The organism is Klebsiella sp. BDA134-6 (assembly GCF_015601345.1).
GTDB lineage: Bacteria > Pseudomonadota > Gammaproteobacteria > Enterobacterales > Enterobacteriaceae > Klebsiella > Klebsiella grimontii.
Genome location: NZ_CP064784.1, coordinates 956700 through 976711 on the forward strand (window position 1 = coordinate 956700; position 20012 = coordinate 976711).

Annotated in this window: 18 protein-coding genes; 13 read left to right on the forward strand and 5 right to left on the reverse strand. The window is 55.4% G+C overall.

What is annotated here, in order from left to right:
* Position 1 precedes the first annotated feature (1 nt).
* The 12 genes from murD (at position 2) to mutT (ending at position 14384) form a co-directional block, all read left to right on the forward strand.
* Positions 2-1318, forward strand: a complete 1317-nt coding sequence (gene murD / locus IYV58_RS04435) for a UDP-N-acetylmuramoyl-L-alanine--D-glutamate ligase (RefSeq protein WP_004128946.1) — start codon at positions 2-4, stop codon at positions 1316-1318.
* Positions 1318-2577: a cell division protein FtsW gene (ftsW, locus tag IYV58_RS04440; protein ID WP_004128950.1), complete on the forward strand. Its 1260-nt coding sequence runs from the start codon at positions 1318-1320 to the stop codon at positions 2575-2577. The genes murD and ftsW overlap by 1 nt, the downstream gene beginning before the upstream one ends.
* Complete coding sequence (gene murG / locus IYV58_RS04445; RefSeq protein WP_032742037.1) at positions 2574-3644, forward strand: undecaprenyldiphospho-muramoylpentapeptide beta-N-acetylglucosaminyltransferase; 1071 nt, start codon at positions 2574-2576, stop codon at positions 3642-3644. Before ftsW ends, murG begins: the two co-directional genes overlap by 4 nt.
* A gap of 47 nt (positions 3645-3691) precedes the next feature.
* On the forward strand, positions 3692-5167 hold the full coding sequence (gene murC / locus IYV58_RS04450) for a UDP-N-acetylmuramate--L-alanine ligase (protein WP_004128955.1): 1476 nt from the start codon (positions 3692-3694) through the stop codon (positions 5165-5167).
* Positions 5160-6080, forward strand: coding sequence for a D-alanine--D-alanine ligase (locus IYV58_RS04455; RefSeq protein ID WP_004128959.1), 921 nt, complete (start codon positions 5160-5162; stop codon positions 6078-6080). Before murC ends, IYV58_RS04455 begins: the two co-directional genes overlap by 8 nt.
* Position 6081: 1 nt before the next feature.
* Positions 6082-6915, forward strand: coding sequence for a cell division protein FtsQ (ftsQ, locus tag IYV58_RS04460; RefSeq protein ID WP_004128960.1), 834 nt, complete (start codon positions 6082-6084; stop codon positions 6913-6915).
* Complete coding sequence (ftsA, locus tag IYV58_RS04465; protein ID WP_004098594.1) at positions 6912-8168, forward strand: cell division protein FtsA; 1257 nt, start codon at positions 6912-6914, stop codon at positions 8166-8168. Before ftsQ ends, ftsA begins: the two co-directional genes overlap by 4 nt.
* Before the next feature lie 62 nt (positions 8169-8230).
* Positions 8231-9382: a cell division protein FtsZ gene (gene ftsZ, locus IYV58_RS04470; protein WP_004098597.1), complete on the forward strand. Its 1152-nt coding sequence runs from the start codon at positions 8231-8233 to the stop codon at positions 9380-9382.
* A gap of 100 nt (positions 9383-9482) precedes the next feature.
* Positions 9483-10400, forward strand: coding sequence for a UDP-3-O-acyl-N-acetylglucosamine deacetylase (gene lpxC, locus IYV58_RS04475; protein WP_004098599.1), 918 nt, complete (start codon positions 9483-9485; stop codon positions 10398-10400).
* Positions 10401-10647: 247 nt separating this feature from the next.
* The gene (secM, locus tag IYV58_RS04480; protein WP_195729447.1) at positions 10648-11157 is read left to right on the forward strand and encodes a secA translation cis-regulator SecM; all 510 of its coding nucleotides are present in this window, start codon (positions 10648-10650) and stop codon (positions 11155-11157) included.
* A gap of 59 nt (positions 11158-11216) precedes the next feature.
* Positions 11217-13922: a preprotein translocase subunit SecA gene (secA, locus tag IYV58_RS04485; RefSeq protein WP_195729448.1), complete on the forward strand. Its 2706-nt coding sequence runs from the start codon at positions 11217-11219 to the stop codon at positions 13920-13922.
* A 60-nt stretch (positions 13923-13982) separates the two neighbouring features.
* Complete coding sequence (gene mutT / locus IYV58_RS04490) at positions 13983-14384, forward strand: 8-oxo-dGTP diphosphatase MutT (protein WP_004128968.1); 402 nt, start codon at positions 13983-13985, stop codon at positions 14382-14384.
* A gap of 56 nt (positions 14385-14440) precedes the next feature.
* On the opposite strand, the gene yacG is transcribed toward mutT, so the two are convergent.
* Genes yacG through coaE form a run of 3 tightly spaced genes read right to left on the reverse strand, consistent with a single transcriptional unit; the run spans position 14441 to position 16008 of the window.
* Complete coding sequence (gene yacG / locus IYV58_RS04495) at positions 14441-14635, reverse strand: DNA gyrase inhibitor YacG (RefSeq protein ID WP_004128970.1); 195 nt, start codon at positions 14633-14635, stop codon at positions 14441-14443.
* 9 nt (positions 14636-14644) lie between these two features.
* Entirely contained in the window at positions 14645-15388 is a 744-nt protein-coding gene (gene zapD / locus IYV58_RS04500) for a cell division protein ZapD (protein ID WP_004128972.1), read from the reverse strand.
* The gene (gene coaE / locus IYV58_RS04505) at positions 15388-16008 is read right to left on the reverse strand and encodes a dephospho-CoA kinase (protein WP_004128974.1); all 621 of its coding nucleotides are present in this window, start codon (positions 16006-16008) and stop codon (positions 15388-15390) included. Before coaE ends, zapD begins: the two co-directional genes overlap by 1 nt.
* A 347-nt stretch (positions 16009-16355) precedes the next feature.
* On the opposite strand from coaE, the gene IYV58_RS04510 reads away from it, so the two are divergent.
* Positions 16356-17399, forward strand: a complete 1044-nt coding sequence (locus IYV58_RS04510; protein ID WP_004128976.1) for a GMP reductase — start codon at positions 16356-16358, stop codon at positions 17397-17399.
* 29 nt (positions 17400-17428) lie between these two features.
* Here IYV58_RS04510 and hofC read toward each other — a convergent pair whose 3' ends face one another.
* Together hofC and gspE are read right to left on the reverse strand one after the other, a co-directional pair.
* Positions 17429-18634, reverse strand: a complete 1206-nt coding sequence (hofC, locus tag IYV58_RS04515) for a protein transport protein HofC (protein WP_195729449.1) — start codon at positions 18632-18634, stop codon at positions 17429-17431.
* A complete protein-coding gene (gspE, locus tag IYV58_RS04520) occupies positions 18624-20009 on the reverse strand; it encodes a type II secretion system protein GspE (RefSeq protein WP_195729450.1) in 1386 nt (461 codons plus the stop codon). Before gspE ends, hofC begins: the two co-directional genes overlap by 11 nt.
* Positions 20010-20012 lie beyond the last annotated feature (3 nt).

Sequence of the window (20012 nt, forward strand, 5' to 3'; positions counted from 1 at the left end):
CATGGCAGATTATCAGGGTAAAAAAGTCGTCATTATTGGGCTGGGTATGACCGGCCTGTCATGCGTGGACTTTTTCATGGCTCGCGGCGTGACGCCGCGGGTGATGGATACCCGCGTTGCGCCTGCGGGACTGGATAAACTGCCGGAAGCCGTTGAGCGCTATGTCGGCGGTCTGAACGAAGATTGGCTGTTGACGGCTGACCTGATTGTCGCCAGCCCGGGCATCGCGCTGGCGCATCCTTCCCTGAGCGCGGCGGCGGATGCAGGCGTAGAAATTGTCGGCGATATCGAACTTTTCTGCCGCGAGGCGCAGGCGCCGATTATAGCTATCACCGGGTCTAACGGTAAAAGCACCGTAACTTCGCTGGTAGGGGAAATGGCGAAGGCGGCGGGTCTGAACGTCGGCGTAGGCGGCAATATTGGTCTGCCGGCGCTGATGCTGCTGGATCCTGAGCGCGAACTTTATGTTCTTGAGCTTTCCAGCTTCCAGCTGGAAACCACTTCGAGCCTGCGAGCGGTAGCGGCGACGATCCTTAACGTCACCGAAGATCATATGGACCGCTACCCGCTGGGGCTTCAGCAGTACCGCGCCGCCAAACTGCGAGTTTACGAAAATGCGCGGGCCTGTATCGTCAACGCCGACGATGCGTTAACCATGCCGGTACGCGGTGCTGACGATCGTTGCATTAGCTTCGGCGTGGACGTTGGCGACTATCACCTGAATCGTCAGCAAGGGGAAACCTGGCTGCGCGTCAAAGGCGAGAAAGTGCTCAACGTCAAAGAGATGAAGATTAGCGGCCAGCACAACTACAGTAACGCCCTGGCTGCGTTGGCCCTGGCTGATGCCGCTAGTTTGCCGCGCGCCAGCAGCTTGAAAGCGCTGACTACATTTACCGGCCTGGCCCATCGTTTCCAGCAGGTGCTGGAGCACAACGGCGTGCGCTGGATCAATGATTCTAAAGCGACGAATGTCGGTAGTACCGAAGCGGCGCTCAATGGGCTGCACCTTGACGGAACGCTGTATCTGCTGCTGGGCGGCGATGGTAAATCGGCTGATTTCACGCCGTTAAGCCGTTACCTGACCGGCGACAACGTCCGCCTGTACTGCTTTGGCCGCGACGGCGCGCAGCTGGCCGCCCTTCGCCCGGATGTCGCTGTGCAAACGGAAACCATGGAGCAGGCAATGCGCCAGATTGCGCCGCAGGTTGTCCCGGGCGATATGGTTCTGCTATCTCCAGCGTGCGCCAGCCTCGATCAGTTTAAAAACTTTGAACAACGCGGCGACGTCTTTGCTCGCCTGGCGAAGGAGTTAGGTTGATGCGTTTATCACTCCCGCGCCTGAAAATGCCACGGCTGAGACTGCCGCGTCTGCCGGGAATGTTTATTTTCGCATGGCTGTTCGCCGCGCTGAAAGGCTGGGTGATGGGCTCGCGGCAAAAAGATACCGATAGCCTGGTGATGTATGACCGGATGCTGCTGTGGCTGACCTTTGGCCTGGCCGCGATCGGCTTCATTATGGTGACCTCGGCGTCGATGCCGGTAGGTCAGCGTCTGGCTAACGACCCGTTTCTGTTTGCCAAACGCGATGGTTTATACATCCTGCTGGCTCTCGGGCTGGCGATGGTGACACTGCGCCTGCCGATGGAGTTCTGGCAACGCCATAGTACCGCGATGCTGATCGCCTCTATCGTCATGCTGCTGATCGTTCTGGTGGTTGGCAGCTCGGTCAACGGCGCATCGCGCTGGATTGCGCTGGGACCGCTGCGTATCCAGCCTGCGGAGTTCACCAAGCTGTCGCTGTTCTGCTACATCGCCAACTACCTGGTGCGTAAAGGCGACGAAGTGCGTAACAACCTGCGCGGCTTCCTGAAGCCGATGGGCGTGATTTTCGTACTGGCGATTTTACTGCTGGCGCAGCCTGACCTCGGGACCGTCGTCGTGCTGTTTGTGACCACCCTGGCCATGCTGTTTCTGGCAGGGGCCAAGCTGTGGCAGTTCATCGCCATTATCGGTATGGGGATCTCGGCGGTCGTACTGCTGATTCTCGCCGAGCCGTATCGTATTCGCCGCGTAACCTCTTTCTGGAACCCGTGGGAAGATCCGTTTGGCAGCGGCTATCAGTTGACCCAGTCGCTGATGGCCTTTGGTCGCGGCGAAATGTGGGGGCAAGGCCTGGGCAATTCGGTGCAGAAACTGGAGTATTTGCCGGAGGCGCATACCGATTTCATCTTCGCCATTATCGGCGAAGAGCTCGGTTATATCGGTGTGGTACTCGCTCTTTTAATGGTATTCTTCGTCGCTTTTCGCGCCATGTCCATTGGCCGTAAGGCGCTGGAGATTGACCATCGTTTCTCCGGATTTCTGGCCTGCGCCATTGGGATTTGGTTTAGCTTTCAGGCGTTGGTAAACGTCGGCGCGGCGGCGGGTATGCTGCCAACTAAAGGCCTGACGCTGCCGCTGATCAGCTACGGCGGATCGAGCTTGCTGATTATGTCGACGGCCATCATGTTGCTGTTACGAATTGATTATGAAACGCGCCTGGAAAAAGCCCAGGCGTTTACACGGGGTGTTCGATGAGCGGTCAGGAAAAGCGGTTAATGGTGATGGCGGGCGGTACCGGCGGACATGTGTTCCCGGGACTGGCGGTTGCGCACCATTTAATGGACCAGGGCTGGCAGGTTCGCTGGCTGGGCACCGCGGATCGTATGGAAGCGGATTTAGTGCCGAAGAACGGCATTGAAATTGATTTCATTCAGATTTCCGGCCTGCGCGGCAAGGGCCTTAAGGCGCAACTGCTGGCGCCGGTGCGCATTTTCAACGCCTGGCGTCAGGCGCGGGCGATTATGCGGCGTTTTCAGCCGGACGTGGTTCTGGGTATGGGCGGATACGTTTCCGGCCCCGGCGGTCTGGCGGCATGGTCGCTGGGGATCCCCGTTGTTCTGCATGAGCAGAACGGGATTGCCGGCCTGACGAATAAATGGCTGGCGAAAATCGCTAAAAAAGTGATGCAGGCGTTCCCCGGCGCTTTCCCGCATGCCGATGTTGTGGGCAACCCGGTTCGCACCGATGTGCTGGCGCTGCCGCTGCCGGAGCAGCGCTTAGTCGGACGTCAGGGACCGATTCGCGTATTGGTCGTGGGCGGTTCGCAGGGCGCGCGCGTGCTCAATCAGACGATGCCGCAGGTGGCGGCGAAGCTCGGTGTTTCTGTCACCATCTGGCACCAGAGCGGTAAAGGCGGTCAGGAAACCGTGCAGCAGGCCTACTCCGATGCCGGGCAGCCGCAGCATAAAGTTACCGAATTTATCGACGACATGGCGGCGGCATATGCCTGGGCCGATGTTGTTGTGTGTCGTTCCGGTGCGCTGACGGTGAGCGAAATTGCCGCCGCTGGTTTACCCGCGCTGTTTGTGCCTTTTCAGCACAAAGATCGTCAGCAGTACTGGAATGCGCTGCCGCTGGAGAAGGCCGGGGCAGCGAAGATCCTTGAGCAGCCGCAGTTCACCGTGGAGGCCGTCGCGCAGACCCTGGCAAGTTGGGATCGCGTAACGCTGCTGGATATGGCGGAGCGAGCGCGTAGAGCCTCGATTCCGGATGCGACCGAACGGGTAGCTGAAGAAGTGAGCGCCGCAGCACTGGCGCGCTAATCGCGGTGATAATCACCGTCCGAATAAAGAAGTTGATGGCGTAAAGAATGAATACACAAGATCTGGCAAAACTGCGTTCCATAGTGCCCGAGATGCGTCGCGTCCGGCACATTCACTTTGTTGGCATTGGCGGTGCCGGCATGGGCGGTATTGCCGAAGTTCTGGCCAACGAAGGTTATCAGATTAGCGGCTCCGACCTGGCGCCGAATCCGGTGACTCAGCAGCTGGCTCAGCTTGGCGCTACGATTTATTTCAACCATCGCCCTGAGAACGTGCGCGATGCGAGCGTTGTCGTCGTTTCCAGCGCAATTTCTGCGGATAACCCGGAGATTGTCGCTGCCCACGAAGCACGTATTCCGGTTATTCGTCGCGCCGAGATGCTGGCGGAGCTGATGCGTTTTCGTCACGGCATTGCCATTGCCGGCACGCACGGAAAAACCACGACTACGGCGATGGTATCGAGCATTTATGCTGAAGCGGGACTTGATCCAACCTTCGTTAACGGCGGTCTGGTGAAAGCCGCTGGCGTCCACGCCCGTCTTGGCCACAGCCGCTACCTGATTGCCGAAGCGGATGAAAGCGACGCTTCGTTCCTGCATTTACAGCCGATGGTTGCTATCGTGACCAATATCGAAGCCGATCATATGGATACCTACCATGGCGACTTCGAAAACCTGAAGCAGACGTTTATTAACTTCCTGCACAATCTGCCGTTCTATGGTCGTGCGGTGATGTGCGTGGACGATCCTGTTATCCGTGAACTGTTGCCGCGCGTTGGTCGCCAGATAACCACTTACGGATTTAGCGATGATGCCGATGTTCGCGTTGAAGATTATCGCCAGCTCGGCGCTCAGGGCCATTTCCGTCTGGTTCGCCAGGATAAAGAAGTCATTCAGGTGACACTGAACGCTCCGGGTCGCCACAATGCGCTGAACGCGGCGGCGGCGGTGGCCGTTGCGACGGAAGAGGGCATTGATGATGCTGCTATCCTGCGCGCACTGGAAAGCTTCCAGGGCACCGGCCGTCGCTTTGATTTCCTTGGCGAATACCCGTTAGCTGAGGTTAACGGTAAAAGCGGCACCGCGATGCTAATCGATGATTATGGTCATCATCCTACGGAAGTGGATGCCACCATTAAAGCAGCGCGGGCGGGCTGGCCGGATAAAAACCTGGTGATGCTGTTTCAGCCACACCGTTTTACCCGTACGCGCGATCTGTACGATGATTTCGCCAACGTACTGACCCAGGTTGACGCGCTGCTGATGCTGGACGTTTATTCCGCGGGGGAAGCCGCTATTCCTGGCGCCGACAGCCGCTCGCTGTGCCGTACGATCCGCGGTCGCGGTAAAGTTGACCCAATTCTGGTTTCCGACCCGGCGCAGGCGGCAGAGATGCTGGCTTCAGTGTTGACCGGCAACGATCTGGTGCTGGTTCAGGGGGCGGGAAATATCGGTAAAATCGCCCGTCACCTGGCGGAAATCAAATTGCAGCCGCAAAAATCGCAGGAGGAGCGCCATGGCTGATAAAATCGCGGTCCTCTTTGGCGGAACCTCCGCTGAACGTGAAGTCTCTCTCAATTCAGGTTCGGCGGTGCTCGCTGGCCTGCGTGAAGCCGGGGTCGATGCACACCCGGTAGACCCGCGCGACGTGGATATTACCCAATTGAAAAATATGGGGTTTCAGAAAGCGTTTATTGCCCTGCATGGTCGTGGCGGTGAAGATGGAACATTGCAGGGGCTGCTGGAGCTGATTCACCTGCCCTATACCGGCAGTGGCGTAATGGCTTCGGCTATCTCAATGGATAAACTGCGCAGCAAATTGCTGTGGCAGGGGGCTGGGCTGCCAGTTGCGCCATGGGTTGCGCTCACGCGTAAACAGTTCAGCGCAGGACTTTCTGCTGAGTTAGAACAGCAAATCGCCGCCCTCGGACTGCCGTTGATTATTAAACCGAGTCGGGAAGGCTCAAGTGTCGGTATGTCTAAAGTCAGCGAAAGTTGCGCATTGCAAGATGCATTGACGCTGGCTTTTCAGCACGATGACGAAGTTCTAATCGAAAAATGGCTCAGTGGGCCGGAATTTACCGTCGCTATCGTCGGAGAAGAAATTTTACCGTCAATACGTATCCAGGCGGCTGGAACCTTCTATGATTATGAAGCAAAGTATCTCTCTGATGAAACGCAATATTTCTGCCCAGGTTTTGAAGATCCCGCGCGCGAGTCAGAAATTCAGGCTCTGGTGCAAAAAGCCTGGGATACTCTTGGCTGTTACGGCTGGGGACGAATTGATGTGATGCTGGACAGCGATGGCCAGTTTTATCTGCTGGAAGCAAACACCTCTCCTGGCATGACCAGCCATAGCCTGGTGCCAATGGCGGCGCGTCAGGCCGGGATGAGCTTCTCGCAGCTTGTTGTACGAATTCTGGACCTGGCGGGGTGATATGTCGCAGGCTGCGCTGAATACGCGGAACCACGAAGAGGAAGAAGAAACTTCTTCGCGTCGAAGTAATGGCTCTCGTCTGGCAGGTATTTTCTTCCTGCTGGCGGTGCTCTGTACCGTGCTGGTCAGCGGATGGATGGTTCTGGGCTGGATGGAAGATGCACAGCGATTACCGCTGTCAAAGATGGTGGTCACCGGTGAGCGTCACTACACGCGCAACGATGATATCCGTCAGGCGATTCTGGCATTAGGGTCGCCGGGCACCTTTATGACGCAGGACGTCAATATAATTCAAAGCCAGATTGAACGTCTGCCCTGGATTAAGCAGGCGAGCGTCAGAAAGCAGTGGCCGGACGAATTGAAGATTCATCTGGTTGAATATGTGCCGATTGCGCGCTGGAATGATCAGCATATGGTAGACGTGGACGGAAATTCTTTCAGCGTGCCGTCAGATCGCACCAGTAAACAGAATTTACCGATGTTGTACGGCCCGGAAGGCAGCGAGAACGAAGTTCTTCAGGGCTATCGCGACATGGGGCAGGTGCTGGCAAAGGATAAGTTCACGTTGAAAGTGGCGGCAATGACCGCGCGTCGTTCCTGGCAGTTGACGCTGAATAACGATATTAAGCTCAACCTTGGCCGGGGTGACACCATGAAACGGCTTCAGCGCTTTATGGAACTCTACCCGGTTCTTCAGCAGCAGGCGCAGACCGACGGCAAACGGATAAGCTACGTTGATTTGCGTTATGACTCGGGAGCGGCAGTCGGTTGGGTACCGGCTCCCGTAGAGGAAGCTCAACAACAACAGAATCAGGCACAGGCAGAACAACAATGATCAAGGCGACGGACAGAAAACTGGTAGTTGGACTGGAGATTGGCACCGCTAAGGTTGCCGCTTTAGTAGGGGAAGTTCTGCCCGACGGTATGATTAATATCATTGGCGTGGGCAGTTGCCCATCGCGTGGTATGGATAAAGGCGGAGTGAACGACCTGGAATCCGTGGTGAAATGCGTACAGCGCGCCATTGACCAGGCCGAACTGATGGCGGATTGCCAGATCTCGTCAGTCTATCTGGCGCTTTCAGGCAAACATATCAGCTGTCAAAATGAAATCGGCATGGTGCCGATTTCAGAAGAAGAAGTGACGCAGGACGACGTTGAAAACGTGGTACATACCGCGAAATCGGTTCGCGTGCGCGACGAACATCGCGTTCTGCACGTTATCCCGCAGGAGTACGCTATCGATTACCAGGAGGGGATCAAAAACCCCGTCGGATTGTCTGGCGTACGTATGCAGGCGAAAGTGCATTTGATTACCTGCCATAACGATATGGCGAAAAATATTGTCAAAGCGGTGGAACGTTGCGGTCTGAAAGTTGACCAGCTCATTTTCGCCGGTTTAGCCGCCAGCTATTCCGTATTAACGGAAGACGAACGTGAACTGGGTGTCTGCGTGGTGGACATCGGCGGTGGTACAATGGATATAGCGGTATATACCGGCGGCGCGCTGCGTCATACCAAAGTGATCCCGTACGCGGGCAACGTGGTGACCAGCGATATTGCCTACGCTTTCGGTACGCCGCCGAGCGACGCGGAAGCCATTAAAGTGCGTCACGGCTGTGCGCTGGGCTCCATCGTTGGTAAAGACGAAAATGTAGAAGTACCCAGCGTGGGTGGGCGTCCACCTCGCAGCCTGCAGCGTCAGACGCTGGCAGAGGTGATTGAGCCACGTTATACCGAATTGCTCAACCTGGTTAATGAAGAGATTCTGCAACTGCAGGAACAGCTGCGTCAGCAAGGTGTGAAGCACCACCTGGCGGCAGGCATTGTATTAACCGGCGGCGCGGCGCAAATTGAAGGACTTGCCGCCTGCGCGCAGCGCGTATTCCATACGCAGGTGAGGATTGGCGCGCCGCTGAACATTACCGGATTAACGGATTATGCCCAGGAGCCGTATTACTCGACGGCGGTTGGGCTGCTGCACTACGGGAAGGAATCTCATCTCAGTGGTGAAGCAGAAGTGGAAAAACGCGTAACGGTCGGGTCGTGGATCAAACGACTCAACAGTTGGTTGCGAAAAGAGTTTTAATTTTTTAAGAGAACGCAGAAAATTAGCGATCTCAGGCGACAGGCACAACGGAGAGAGAAATTATGTTTGAACCTATGGAACTGACCAACGACGCGGTGATTAAAGTCATCGGCGTCGGCGGCGGCGGCGGTAACGCCGTTGAGCACATGGTGCGCGAGCGCATTGAGGGTGTTGAGTTTTTCGCGGTGAACACCGACGCGCAGGCTCTGCGCAAAACGGCTGTTGGCCAGACTATCCAGATCGGTAGCGGTATTACTAAAGGTCTGGGCGCAGGCGCAAACCCGGAAGTCGGCCGTAACGCAGCGGATGAAGACCGTGAAGCGCTGCGTGCCGCTCTTGACGGCGCCGACATGGTGTTTATCGCAGCCGGCATGGGCGGCGGTACCGGAACCGGTGCTGCGCCAGTGGTTGCTGAAGTCGCAAAAGATTTAGGTATCCTGACCGTTGCCGTCGTGACTAAGCCTTTCAATTTTGAAGGCAAGAAACGTATGGCGTTCGCTGAGCAGGGTATCACCGAGCTATCCAAGCACGTTGACTCGCTGATCACCATCCCGAACGACAAACTGCTGAAAGTACTGGGTCGCGGCATTTCTCTGCTCGACGCCTTCGGCGCTGCAAACGACGTGCTGAAAGGCGCGGTGCAGGGTATCGCTGAACTGATCACCCGACCTGGCCTGATGAACGTCGACTTTGCGGACGTGCGTACCGTGATGTCTGAAATGGGCTACGCCATGATGGGTTCCGGCGTGGCGAGCGGTGAAGACCGTGCGGAAGAAGCGGCTGAAATGGCGATTTCTTCTCCGCTGCTGGAAGATATCGATCTGTCCGGTGCGCGTGGCGTTCTGGTCAACATCACCGCGGGCTTCGACCTGCGTCTGGATGAGTTCGAGACCGTGGGTAATACTATCCGCGCATTTGCTTCGGATAACGCCACCGTGGTTATCGGTACTTCTCTGGACCCGGATATGAACGACGAACTGCGCGTAACCGTTGTTGCCACCGGTATCGGTATGGACAAACGTCCAGAAATTACTCTGGTGACTAACAAACAGGTGCAGCAGCCAGTGATGGATCGTTACCAGCAGCACGGTATGTCTCCATTGACTCAAGAGCAGAAACCGGCCGCAAAAGTGGTCAACGACAATACGCCGCAGGCGGCGAAAGAGCCGGATTATCTGGATATCCCAGCCTTCCTGCGTAAGCAAGCCGATTAAGAATTGGCTGGAAGTTGGGCATCTGCGCTCTTTGTGCTAAACTGGCCTGCCGAATGTGTAGTACACTTCGGTTGGATAGGTAACTTGGCGAGATTATACGATGATCAAACAAAGGACTCTTAAACGTATCGTTCAGGCGACTGGCGTCGGTTTGCATACCGGCAAGAAAGTCACCCTGACGTTACGCCCTGCGCCGGCAAATACCGGGGTCATCTATCGTCGCACCGACTTGAATCCACCGGTTGATTTTCCGGCTGATGCCAAATCTGTGCGTGATACCATGCTCTGTACTTGCCTGGTCAACGAGCATGACGTGCGGATATCGACGGTCGAGCACCTCAATGCTGCATTGGCTGGCTTGGGTATCGACAACATTATTATTGAAGTCGATGCGCCGGAAGTTCCGATTATGGACGGTAGTGCGGCTCCGTTCGTTTATCTGTTGCTGGATGCCGGCATCGATGAACTGAACTGCGCTAAGAAATTTGTGCGTATTAAAGAGACGGTTCGCGTTGAAGATGGCGATAAATGGGCTGAATTCAAACCGTACAATGGTTTTTCACTGGACTTCACCATTGATTTTAACCATCCGGCGATTGATTCCAGTAGCCAGCGCTACGCAATGAACTTCTCGGCTGATGCGTTTATGCGCCAGATTAGCCGCGCGCGTACCTTCGGTTTCATGCGTGATATCGAATATCTGCAGTCCCGCGGCCTGTGCCTGGGCGGCAGCTTCGATTGTGCCATCGTTGTTGACGATTATCGCGTACTGAACGAAGACGGTCTGCGCTTTGAAGATGAGTTTGTCCGTCACAAAATGCTGGATGCCATTGGCGACCTCTTTATGTGTGGTCACAATATTATCGGTGCATTTACGGCGTACAAATCCGGTCACGCGCTGAATAACAAATTGCTGCAGGCTGTTCTGGCAAAACAGGAAGCCTGGGAGTATGTGACCTTCGAGGACGACGCAGAAATGCCGCTGGCGTTCCGCGCTCCAACGCTGGTTCTGGCATAAGTCAGACCCGATAGTAAATTCGACTGGTAACCTGGTACTCTCTCCGGCCAGGGAGCCAGTCGTTTTCTTTTTTATATTCCCGCTGCGCCCTGCTTTGATTTTTAACTGCATTTTTTACGCGTTCGTTCCTTTTTTAAACGTTTTTACCCCGCCTGAGACTTCATTCCTGCTGCCGTGACGACGTATTAATGTTAGTATTTGAACGCAAAATATTTCTTAGGGTTGCTACCAACAAAAGGTAACGTAATTGAGTGGATTGCTGACGCGCTGGCGACAGTTTGGCAGACGGTATTTCTGGCCGCATCTCCTGTTGGGGATGGTCGCGGCTAGCCTTGGCCTGCCTGCGCTTAGCAATGGTCATGAGCATGAGACCGCGTCGCCCGCAAAAACGACGTCCAGCAATCATCATCCTGCGAAAGTCAATTTTTCCCAGCTTGCGCTGCTGGAAGCTTCTAGCCGTCGACCCAATTTCACCGTTGATTACTGGCATCAGCACGCCATTCGTACGGTTATTCGCCATCTCTCTTTTGCGATGGCGCCGCAGACGCTGCCGGTAGCGGAAGAGTCTTCACCGCTTCAGGCGCAGCATCTGGCTCTTCTCGACACGCTTAGCGCGCTGTTGACGCAGGATAGTACTCCTCCTGCCATTGTTCACCTGGCGGCATACACCCCCTCTTTTTCCCACCGCGCGTTTCGCGTCTGTACCTGGATTAGCCAGGTTACCGGCATTCGCGCCGGGCCTCAACGCCTCAGCTAAACCAAAAACGGACCATTCTATTTTTTGACTCCGCACCGCGGGGCGTTTGAGATTTTATTATGCTAATCAAATTATTAACGAAAGTATTCGGTAGCCGTAACGACCGTACGCTGCGTCGTATGCGCAAAGCCGTCAACGTGATCAACGCCATGGAACCGTCCATGGAAAAACTGTCCGACGACGAACTGAAAGGGAAAACTGCTGAGTTCCGCGCTCGCCTGGAAAAAGGTGAAGCCCTGGAGAGTCTGATCCCGGAAGCCTTTGCCGTCGTGCGTGAAGCCAGTAAGCGTGTCTTCGGTATGCGTCACTTTGACGTTCAGCTGCTCGGCGGCATGGTTCTCAACGACCGCTGTATTGCAGAAATGCGTACCGGTGAAGGTAAAACGCTGACCGCAACGCTGCCTGCCTATCTGAATGCGCTGACCGGTAAAGGTGTTCACGTGGTGACCGTTAACGACTATCTGGCGCAGCGTGATGCCGAGAACAACCGCCCGCTGTTTGAATTCCTGGGTATGACCGTTGGCATTAACATGTCCGGCCTGCCTGCGCCGGCCAAGCGTGAAGCCTACGCAGCCGATATTACTTACGGTACCAACAACGAATACGGCTTTGACTATCTGCGCGACAATATGGCCTTCAGTCCTGAAGAGCGCGTGCAGCGCAAACTGCACTATGCGCTGGTGGATGAAGTCGACTCCATTCTGATCGATGAAGCGCGTACTCCGCTTATTATTTCCGGCCCGGCTGAAGACAGCTCGGAAATGTATAAGAAAGTGAACAAGATCATTCCGCACCTGGTACGTCAGGATAAAGAAGACTCTGAGACCTTTACCGGCGAAGGACACTTCTCCGTCGATGAGAAAGCGCGTCAGGTAAACCTGACCGAACGGGGTCTGGTGCTGATTGAAGAGCTGCTGGTAAATGAAGGTATTATGGAAGAAGGCGAGTCGCTGTACTCACCGACTAATATCATGCTGATGCACCATGTGACTGCCGCGCTGCGCGCGCACGTGCTGTTCACCCGCGATGTTGATTACATCGTTAAAGATGGCGAAGTGATTATCGTCGACGAACATACCGGTCGTACGATGCAGGGGCGTCGCTGGTCCGATGGTCTGCACCAGGCCGTTGAAGCAAAAGAAGGCGTTGATATTCAAAACGAAAACCAGACGCTGGCTTCAATTACCTTCCAGAACTATTTCCGCCTGTACGAGAAGCTGGCGGGGATGACCGGTACTGCCGATACCGAAGCGTTTGAATTTAGTTCGATCTACAAGCTGGATACCGTTGTGGTCCCGACCAACCGCCCGATGATTCGTAAAGACATGGCGGACCTGGTTTATATGACTGAAGCGGAAAAAATCCAGGCCATTATCGAAGATATCAAGCAGCGTATCGCCGCGGGCCAACCGGTGCTGGTGGGGACCATTTCTATCGAAAAATCAGAAGTGGTCTCTAATGAATTGACGAAGGCGGGTATCAAGCACAACGTGCTGAACGCGAAATTCCACGCCAGTGAAGCGGATATCGTCGCTCAGGCGGGCTATCCATCTGCGGTGACCATTGCGACCAACATGGCCGGCCGTGGTACCGACATTATGCTCGGCGGTAGCTGGCAGGCCGAGGTCGCCCAGCTGGAAGACCCGACTCCGGAACAGATTGCGCAGATCAAAGCCGACTGGCAGGTTCGTCACGATGCGGTACTGGCTGCGGGCGGTCTGCATATCATCGGTACCGAACGCCATGAATCTCGCCGTATTGATAACCAGCTCCGCGGTCGTTCAGGCCGTCAGGGGGACGCCGGTTCTTCCCGTTTCTATCTGTCGATGGAAGATGCCCTGATGCGTATCTTCGCGTCTGACCGCGTGTCCGGCATGATGCGTAAACTGGGTATGAAGCCGGGTGAGGCTATCGAACATCCGTGGGTGACCAAAGCGATTGCCAACGCGCAGCGTAAAGTCGAGAGCCGCAACTTCGATATCCGTAAGCAGCTGCTGGAATATGACGATGTGGCCAACGACCAGCGTCGCGCTATTTACACCCAGCGTAATGAGCTGCTCGACGTGACCGACGTGAGCGAGACGATTAATAGCATTCGTGAAGACGTATTTAAAGCGACCATCGATGCCCATATTCCTCCGCAGTCGCTGGAAGAGATGTGGGATATTGAAGGCCTGCAGGAGCGTCTGAAAAATGATTTCGACCTCGATCTTCCGCTCAAAGAGTGGCTGGATAAAGAGCCGGAGCTTCATGAAGAAACGCTGCGTGAGCGCATTCTGCAGAGCGCCATTGAAACCTATCAGCGTAAGGAAGAAGTGGTTGGCGCTGAGATGATGCGTCACTTTGAAAAAGGCGTCATGCTGCAAACGCTGGACTCCCTGTGGAAAGAGCACCTGGCGGCGATGGACTATCTGCGTCAGGGCATCCATCTGCGCGGCTATGCGCAAAAAGATCCGAAGCAGGAATATAAGCGTGAATCTTTCTCCATGTTCGCTTCAATGCTGGAATCCCTGAAGTATGAAGTGATCAGTACGCTGAGTAAGGTTCAGGTGCGGATGCCGGAAGAGGTGGAAGCGATGGAGCAGCAGCGTCGTGAAGAAGCTGAGCGTCTGGCGCAGATGCAGCAGTTGAGCCACCAGGACGATGATACCGCTGCCGCGGAGGCGTTGGCTGAACAAACTGGCGAGCGTAAAGTGGGTCGTAACGATCCGTGTCCGTGCGGCTCCGGCAAAAAATATAAGCAGTGCCACGGTCGCCTGAGCTAAGCTTTACAATCTTGAATACCAGGGCGCAGATATCTGCGCCTTTTTTATGGAACAAAGACAATGAAAACGCTGCAAATTTCAGTGGGTATTATCCGTAATTCGCAAGGGGAAATTTTTATAACGCAGCGCGCTGCCGACGCGCATATGGCGAATAAACTTGAATTCCCTGGTGGAAAAATCGAAGCAGGAGAGTCGTCAGAGCAGGCCTTAGTTCGCGAATTGCAGGAAGAGGTCGGCATTACGGTACGTGCTTCCCGTCTGTTTGATAAGCTGGAGTATCAGTTTCCCGATCGTCATATCACGCTGTGGTTCTGGCTGGTGGAAAGCTGGGATGGCGAGCCGTGGGGTAAAGAAGGGCAACCGGGTCGCTGGATTGCGCAGAGCGTGCTTGTTGCAGAGGATTTTCCGCCGGCAAACGAACCCGTCATTACGAAGTTAATTCAATGTTCTCAGATCGGGTAGGGTGCGTCTGCATCCGGCAAATCAGGGCGGGCCTGCACATGCCCGCCCGAAATCCGTTACTCTTTTTCTTCGCTCCAGCCGTCGCTATCTGATAGATCGCTACTGCTCGGGATACGTTTCTCTTCCGCTGCCCATTCGCCTAAATCGATAAGCTGACAGCGCTTGGAGCAGAACGGGCGATACGGGCTCTGCTCATTCCAGACCACAATTTTGCCGCAGGTTGGGCAGTTGACGGTTATCTCTTCGGACATAATGACTCCTTAACAGCAGGCCAGTTCAAAATCAAAACGCTCCGGCACGATGCCATGTTCGCTGTCCAGCGGCATAAAGCGGATGGCAAAGCGGCTCTTGTGGCCTGATATTTGGGGGTAGAGCTGGCTGGCAAGATCCAAACGCAGACGCAGCAGATCGGCATCTTCGCCGTTGTCCTGATAAAAACCGTTCAGGCTGGTCTGCTTACGGAAGGGGGCCGAGTTACGGATGAGATCGAGAATGAGCATCAGCGATTGCGTCAACGGTTCCAGGCTGGCCAGCCACTTACCGACCTGCTCATCACGATATTCCTGCGGCATATGCAGCCAGATGTGCAGCGTCGGAAGATCGAAGCTACAGCAGCCGCCCGGGATGCTCAGGCGTTGGCGTACCAGGGCGATCAGGCGATCCTCTCGCAGGTACTGGCCGATACGTGGCGCCGACATTAACGTACTGCCTGATTGCTTCAGCTGCTGACGGAGTTCGTTGATACGATCCTGATCAACCCCAGGGACTTCCGCCCAGGATTGCAGCTTCCTCTGCTGGCGATCCAGCTCTTTCATCAGATCGGTACGCACTTCACCGCGTTCAAAAACATCTAAAAGGTCGCCGATATTGCGGAAAAAATGCAGCGCATCAGCATGGCTGGTAATGGCGGGATGTACGGCCAGCTGCTGGAGCAAAAACTCAATACGCAGCCAGGTACGCATTTTTTCATTAAGCGGATGTTCAAATAGAACAGGGGTAGACATTACGGTTTTTCCTGTGAGGCGGCCTGCGTTGCCAGCTGTTGATACTTTGCATGCAGGCGGGCGACAGCTGATGCGATGGCACCAGGTGAACCCATATTTTCAATAACATCATCCGCAACGGCAAGGCGCTGCTCGCGCGTGGCCTGAGCGGCAAGAATATGTTCCGCATGTTGTCGGCTGACCCGATCGCGAAGCATCGTGCGCTCTATCTGCGTCTCTTTAGGTACATCAACAACAAGGACGCGATCGGCTTTAGCGGACAAACGGTTTTCGACCAATAAAGGTACAACCCAGAGAATATAAGATGAGGTGGCAAGCTGCATCTGGCGACGCGTTTCCTGCTGAATTTGTGGATGCAGCAGCGCGTTTAGCCAGCTCTTATCCTCTGCATGAGCGAAAATTTGCTCACGCAGAGCACGACGGTTGAGGGTGCCATCTTCATTGAGTATCTGCGGACCGAAGCGTTGAACAATCGCGCTTAGCCCCGGAGTGCCGGGCTCTACTACCTGGCGCGCGATTATGTCAGCATCAATAACGTTAACCCCGAGGTGTGAGAATGCATCGGCTACAGTACTTTTACCACTGCCGATGCCGCCTGTTAACGCTACCGTGTATGCCATACACCTCAATCCTGAAACTGACTACATGCACATTTTTCAATAATAGCGCCGTTATTTACGACGCGACGACGCCACTGCGACAGTTGGTTTATCGGTCTGATATCAACCAATAAAGCGCTGTCACCACCTATTCTGGTTTTTTTGTGCATGCAAATCAAATGGTTAAAAATGATACGCCAGCGATGGGATATCGCAAATTCGCTTTTGGCTATTCACCAGGTAAATTTATACGATTGTAGCGTAAAAAAAGTGAAAATCGCAGTCTTGCGCGGCCATGATTCGTGCGTATGATAGCGTCACTGGAGTTGTGCTCTCACAATAATGCAATTAACCCCAGGAATTCGCACATGCGTATTGAAGAAGATTTGAAGCTTGGTTTTAAAGACGTTCTTATCCGCCCGAAACGTTCTACCCTCAAAAGCCGTTCTGACGTACAGCTGGAACGTGAATTCACTTTCAAACACTCTGGCCTGGCCTGGACTGGCGTGCCGATTATTGCTGCTAATATGGACACCGTTGGCACGTTTGCTATGGCTAAAGCTCTGGCTTCGTTCGGCGTTCTGACTGCGGTACATAAGCATTACAGCGTTGAACAGTGGCAGGCGTTTGTTCAGAGCGTATCGGCAGATGTCGTGCAGCACGTCATGGTCTCTACTGGGACCTCCGACGCGGATTTCGAAAAAACCAAACAGATTCTGATCCAGAACCCGCAGCTTAGCTTCGTATGCATTGACGTGGCGAATGGCTATTCCGAGCACTTCGTGCAGTTTGTCGCGAAAGCGCGTGAAGCCTGGCCGCAGAAAACCATCATTGCAGGTAACGTTGTTACCGGCGAAATGTGTGAAGAGCTGGTTCTTTCGGGCGCCGATATCGTGAAGGTTGGCATCGGCCCGGGTTCCGTATGTACAACCCGCGTGAAAACCGGTGTCGGCTATCCGCAACTTTCCGCCGTGATTGAATGTGCCGACGCGGCGCACGGCCTGGGCGGGCAGATTATCAGCGACGGCGGATGTACTATGCCCGGGGATGTGGCTAAAGCATTCGGCGGCGGCGCAGATTTTGTGATGCTTGGCGGTATGCTGGCCGGGCACGAAGAGAGCGGCGGTACCGTAGTTGAAGAGAACGGTGAAAAATTCATGCTGTTCTACGGCATGAGCTCCGAGTCGGCGATGACCCGTCACGTTGGCGGCGTAGCCCAGTACCGTGCGGCGGAAGGCAAAACCGTTAAGCTGCCGCTGCGCGGCCCGGTTGAAAACACCGCGCGCGATATTCTTGGCGGCCTGCGCTCCGCATGCACCTACGTTGGTGCTTCACGCCTGAAAGAACTGACTAAACGTACGACTTTTATTCGCGTACAGGAACAAGAGAACCGCGTGTTCAACAGTCTGTAATGCCGCTCGCTGGCGCGTTTGCGCCAGCGTTATCCCCCCATTCCGCTAATGGCGTCGCCCAGATGAAAAATGGGTAAATACATCGCCACCACCAGCACGCCGACAATCGTTCCTGTTACAACCAGCATCATCGGCTCCAGTAAGGTGGCCAGATTATCTGCCTGCTGATGCGTCTGCTCGCTATGGTGACGAGCCAGATTGGCCAGCATAGTATCCAGCGAACCCGAAGCTTCACCGGTACGAATCAGCTGTAGACACAGCGGCGTAAATCCTCCGCTGTTGGCGAACGCCTGCCAGATGGGATCGCCGTGGGTAATTTGCCGGCAAACCTGGCGGAGTCTCTGTCGCCACAGCGGACAATTCAGCGTTTCCTCTACGCTTTGCAGCCCTTGCAGAAAGCTGATACCGGCGCTTTGCGTCAATGCGAGTACGGTAAAAATCTGGCTAAGCCGCTGGCCGCATAGCAGTTTGCCAAACACCGGCAGCGTATGGAGCAGCTTCTGACGATACAGTAGCCAGCCTGGCCGCTGGCAAATCAGCCGGTTGAGTATCGCAGGTAAAATTACCAGCGCCGCGAGTAATGGCCAAAAGCGAGTTAGCCCCTCGCCGACGCTCATTACCGCGCGGGTCAACCACGGCAGCGGGGTGTTGAAAGTTTGATATATAGCGGCAAACTCCGGTAAGACGAAGCACAGCATTCCCATGACCACCAGCAGCGCCAGAGTCAAAATAATCAGCGGGTAGCGCAGCGCTTTTTTCACTTTCTCGGTGAGAAGCAGCTGTTCTCGCTGCTGCTGGGCCAGCTCGGCGCAGCATAGCTCCAGTTTACCGGTAAGCTCACCGGTGCGGATCATGGCCAGATATAACGGGGGGAACGCTTCAGGCCATTTTTCCAGGGAGCCTGAAAGCGAAATGCCCTGCGCCAGATCTGCTGCCAGGGTTTGCAGCAACGCTTGCCATTGCGCATTGGGCTGCTGCTGCGCCAGCAGTTCCAACCCCTCAGCCAGCGGGAGGCCGGCCTGAAGAAGGGCCGCCAACTGGCGGATGATTTCACCGCTGTAGCGCGGATGCCAGAGGGCGTTTTGCACGCTACAGCAGCGCAGCGTCAGCGGGATAATTCGTTGTCGCTGTAGAGCCTGCAATGCCTCGGGGCGATTATCCTGCCAGAGCGTTCCCTGGCAGGGAGCGCCCTGGAGAGTGATACCGCGCCAGCGCCACAGTCGTTTAGTCGCCATGCGGTATCCCCAACACGCGTACCACTTCTTCCAGACTGGTCATCCCACGTTCGACGGCCAGGCAACCGCTCTCAAATAGCGTCATCATTCCGGATTCCCGTGCCAGGGACTCGATCTCCCCGGCGCTAAGACCCTGAGTTATCGCCTGCCGTAACGCGGTATTGACGGGTAGCAGCTCAAAGAGCGCCAGGCGACCGTAGTAGCCGTGATAGCAGTGCTGACAGCCCGGAGCCTGCCAGCGAGGAAGCGCCCGCGGCCACAGGCTGTGCGGAACATCAGCCGAACTGCCGGTTTCCCGCCGGCAGTGGGGGCACAGCTTGCGTACCAGACGTTGAGCAACCACCAGCGAAAGCGCGGATGAGATCATCCAGCGCGCAACGCCCATCTGCTGCAGACGAACCAGCGTTTCACTGGTTGAATTGGTGTGCAGCGTTGAGAGCACCAGGTGCCCGGTCTGCGCTGCTTTTATCGCAATTTCAGCGGTTTCCGCATCGCGTATTTCTCCCACCATTACGATATCGGGATCCTGACGGAGCAGGGCGCGCAGTACGCTGTGAAAAGTTAAACCCGCCCGGGGGTTAATCTGCGTCTGATTCATCCCCACAATGGGGATCTCCAGCGGATCTTCAACGCTGCATATATTGACTTCGTCGCGGTTCCGCGCCTGCAGCGCGCTGTATAAAGTGACGGTTTTCCCACTCCCCGTCGGACCAGTGACCAGCATCAGGCCCTGGGGTTGGTTTAGCGCCGAACGGAAGGCGGCAAGCTGCTGGGCGGAGAGCCCCAGCGCCTCCAGGTCCAGCGCTTGTTCGACCTGATGTAGTAAACGCAGAACGATTTTCTCCCCTCCGCGGCAGGGAAGCGTGGCGATCCGAAACGAGACCGGGCGATCGGAGAGCGTGAGGGTGAACTGACCGTCCTGCGGCACCCGGTGTTCGGCGATATCCAGATTGCCGAGCACCTTAAGTCGGGCGGTGATGGGGGCGGCGAGTTCCGCGGCGAGCGGAGCAAGAGAATGGAGGACGCCGTCTACCCGCAGGCGAATTCTCAGGCGATCGTCGCCTGGTTCGATATGAATATCGGATGCGCGCTGGCGCAGGGCTTGTTCGAGAAGGTTATTTACCTGTTCAACGATGCTGGCCGACGCTTCAACAGGTGGGGTGAGTGTTGATATTCCCGGCGTCTGCAGCCGTTTGTCCATCCGGTCCTGGTTCCAGCATTCGATATCAATCCTTTTCTGAGTCGCGAAGCGCAGGGCTTCCATGAGTTCCGGCGCAGGGGCATCGACTACGGCGATGGCAATGGTGTTTTCATCGCTATCGAGCAGCAATGCCTTGTAGCGCTGGCACAGTGGGATCAATTGTTCAGTTTTCATTGC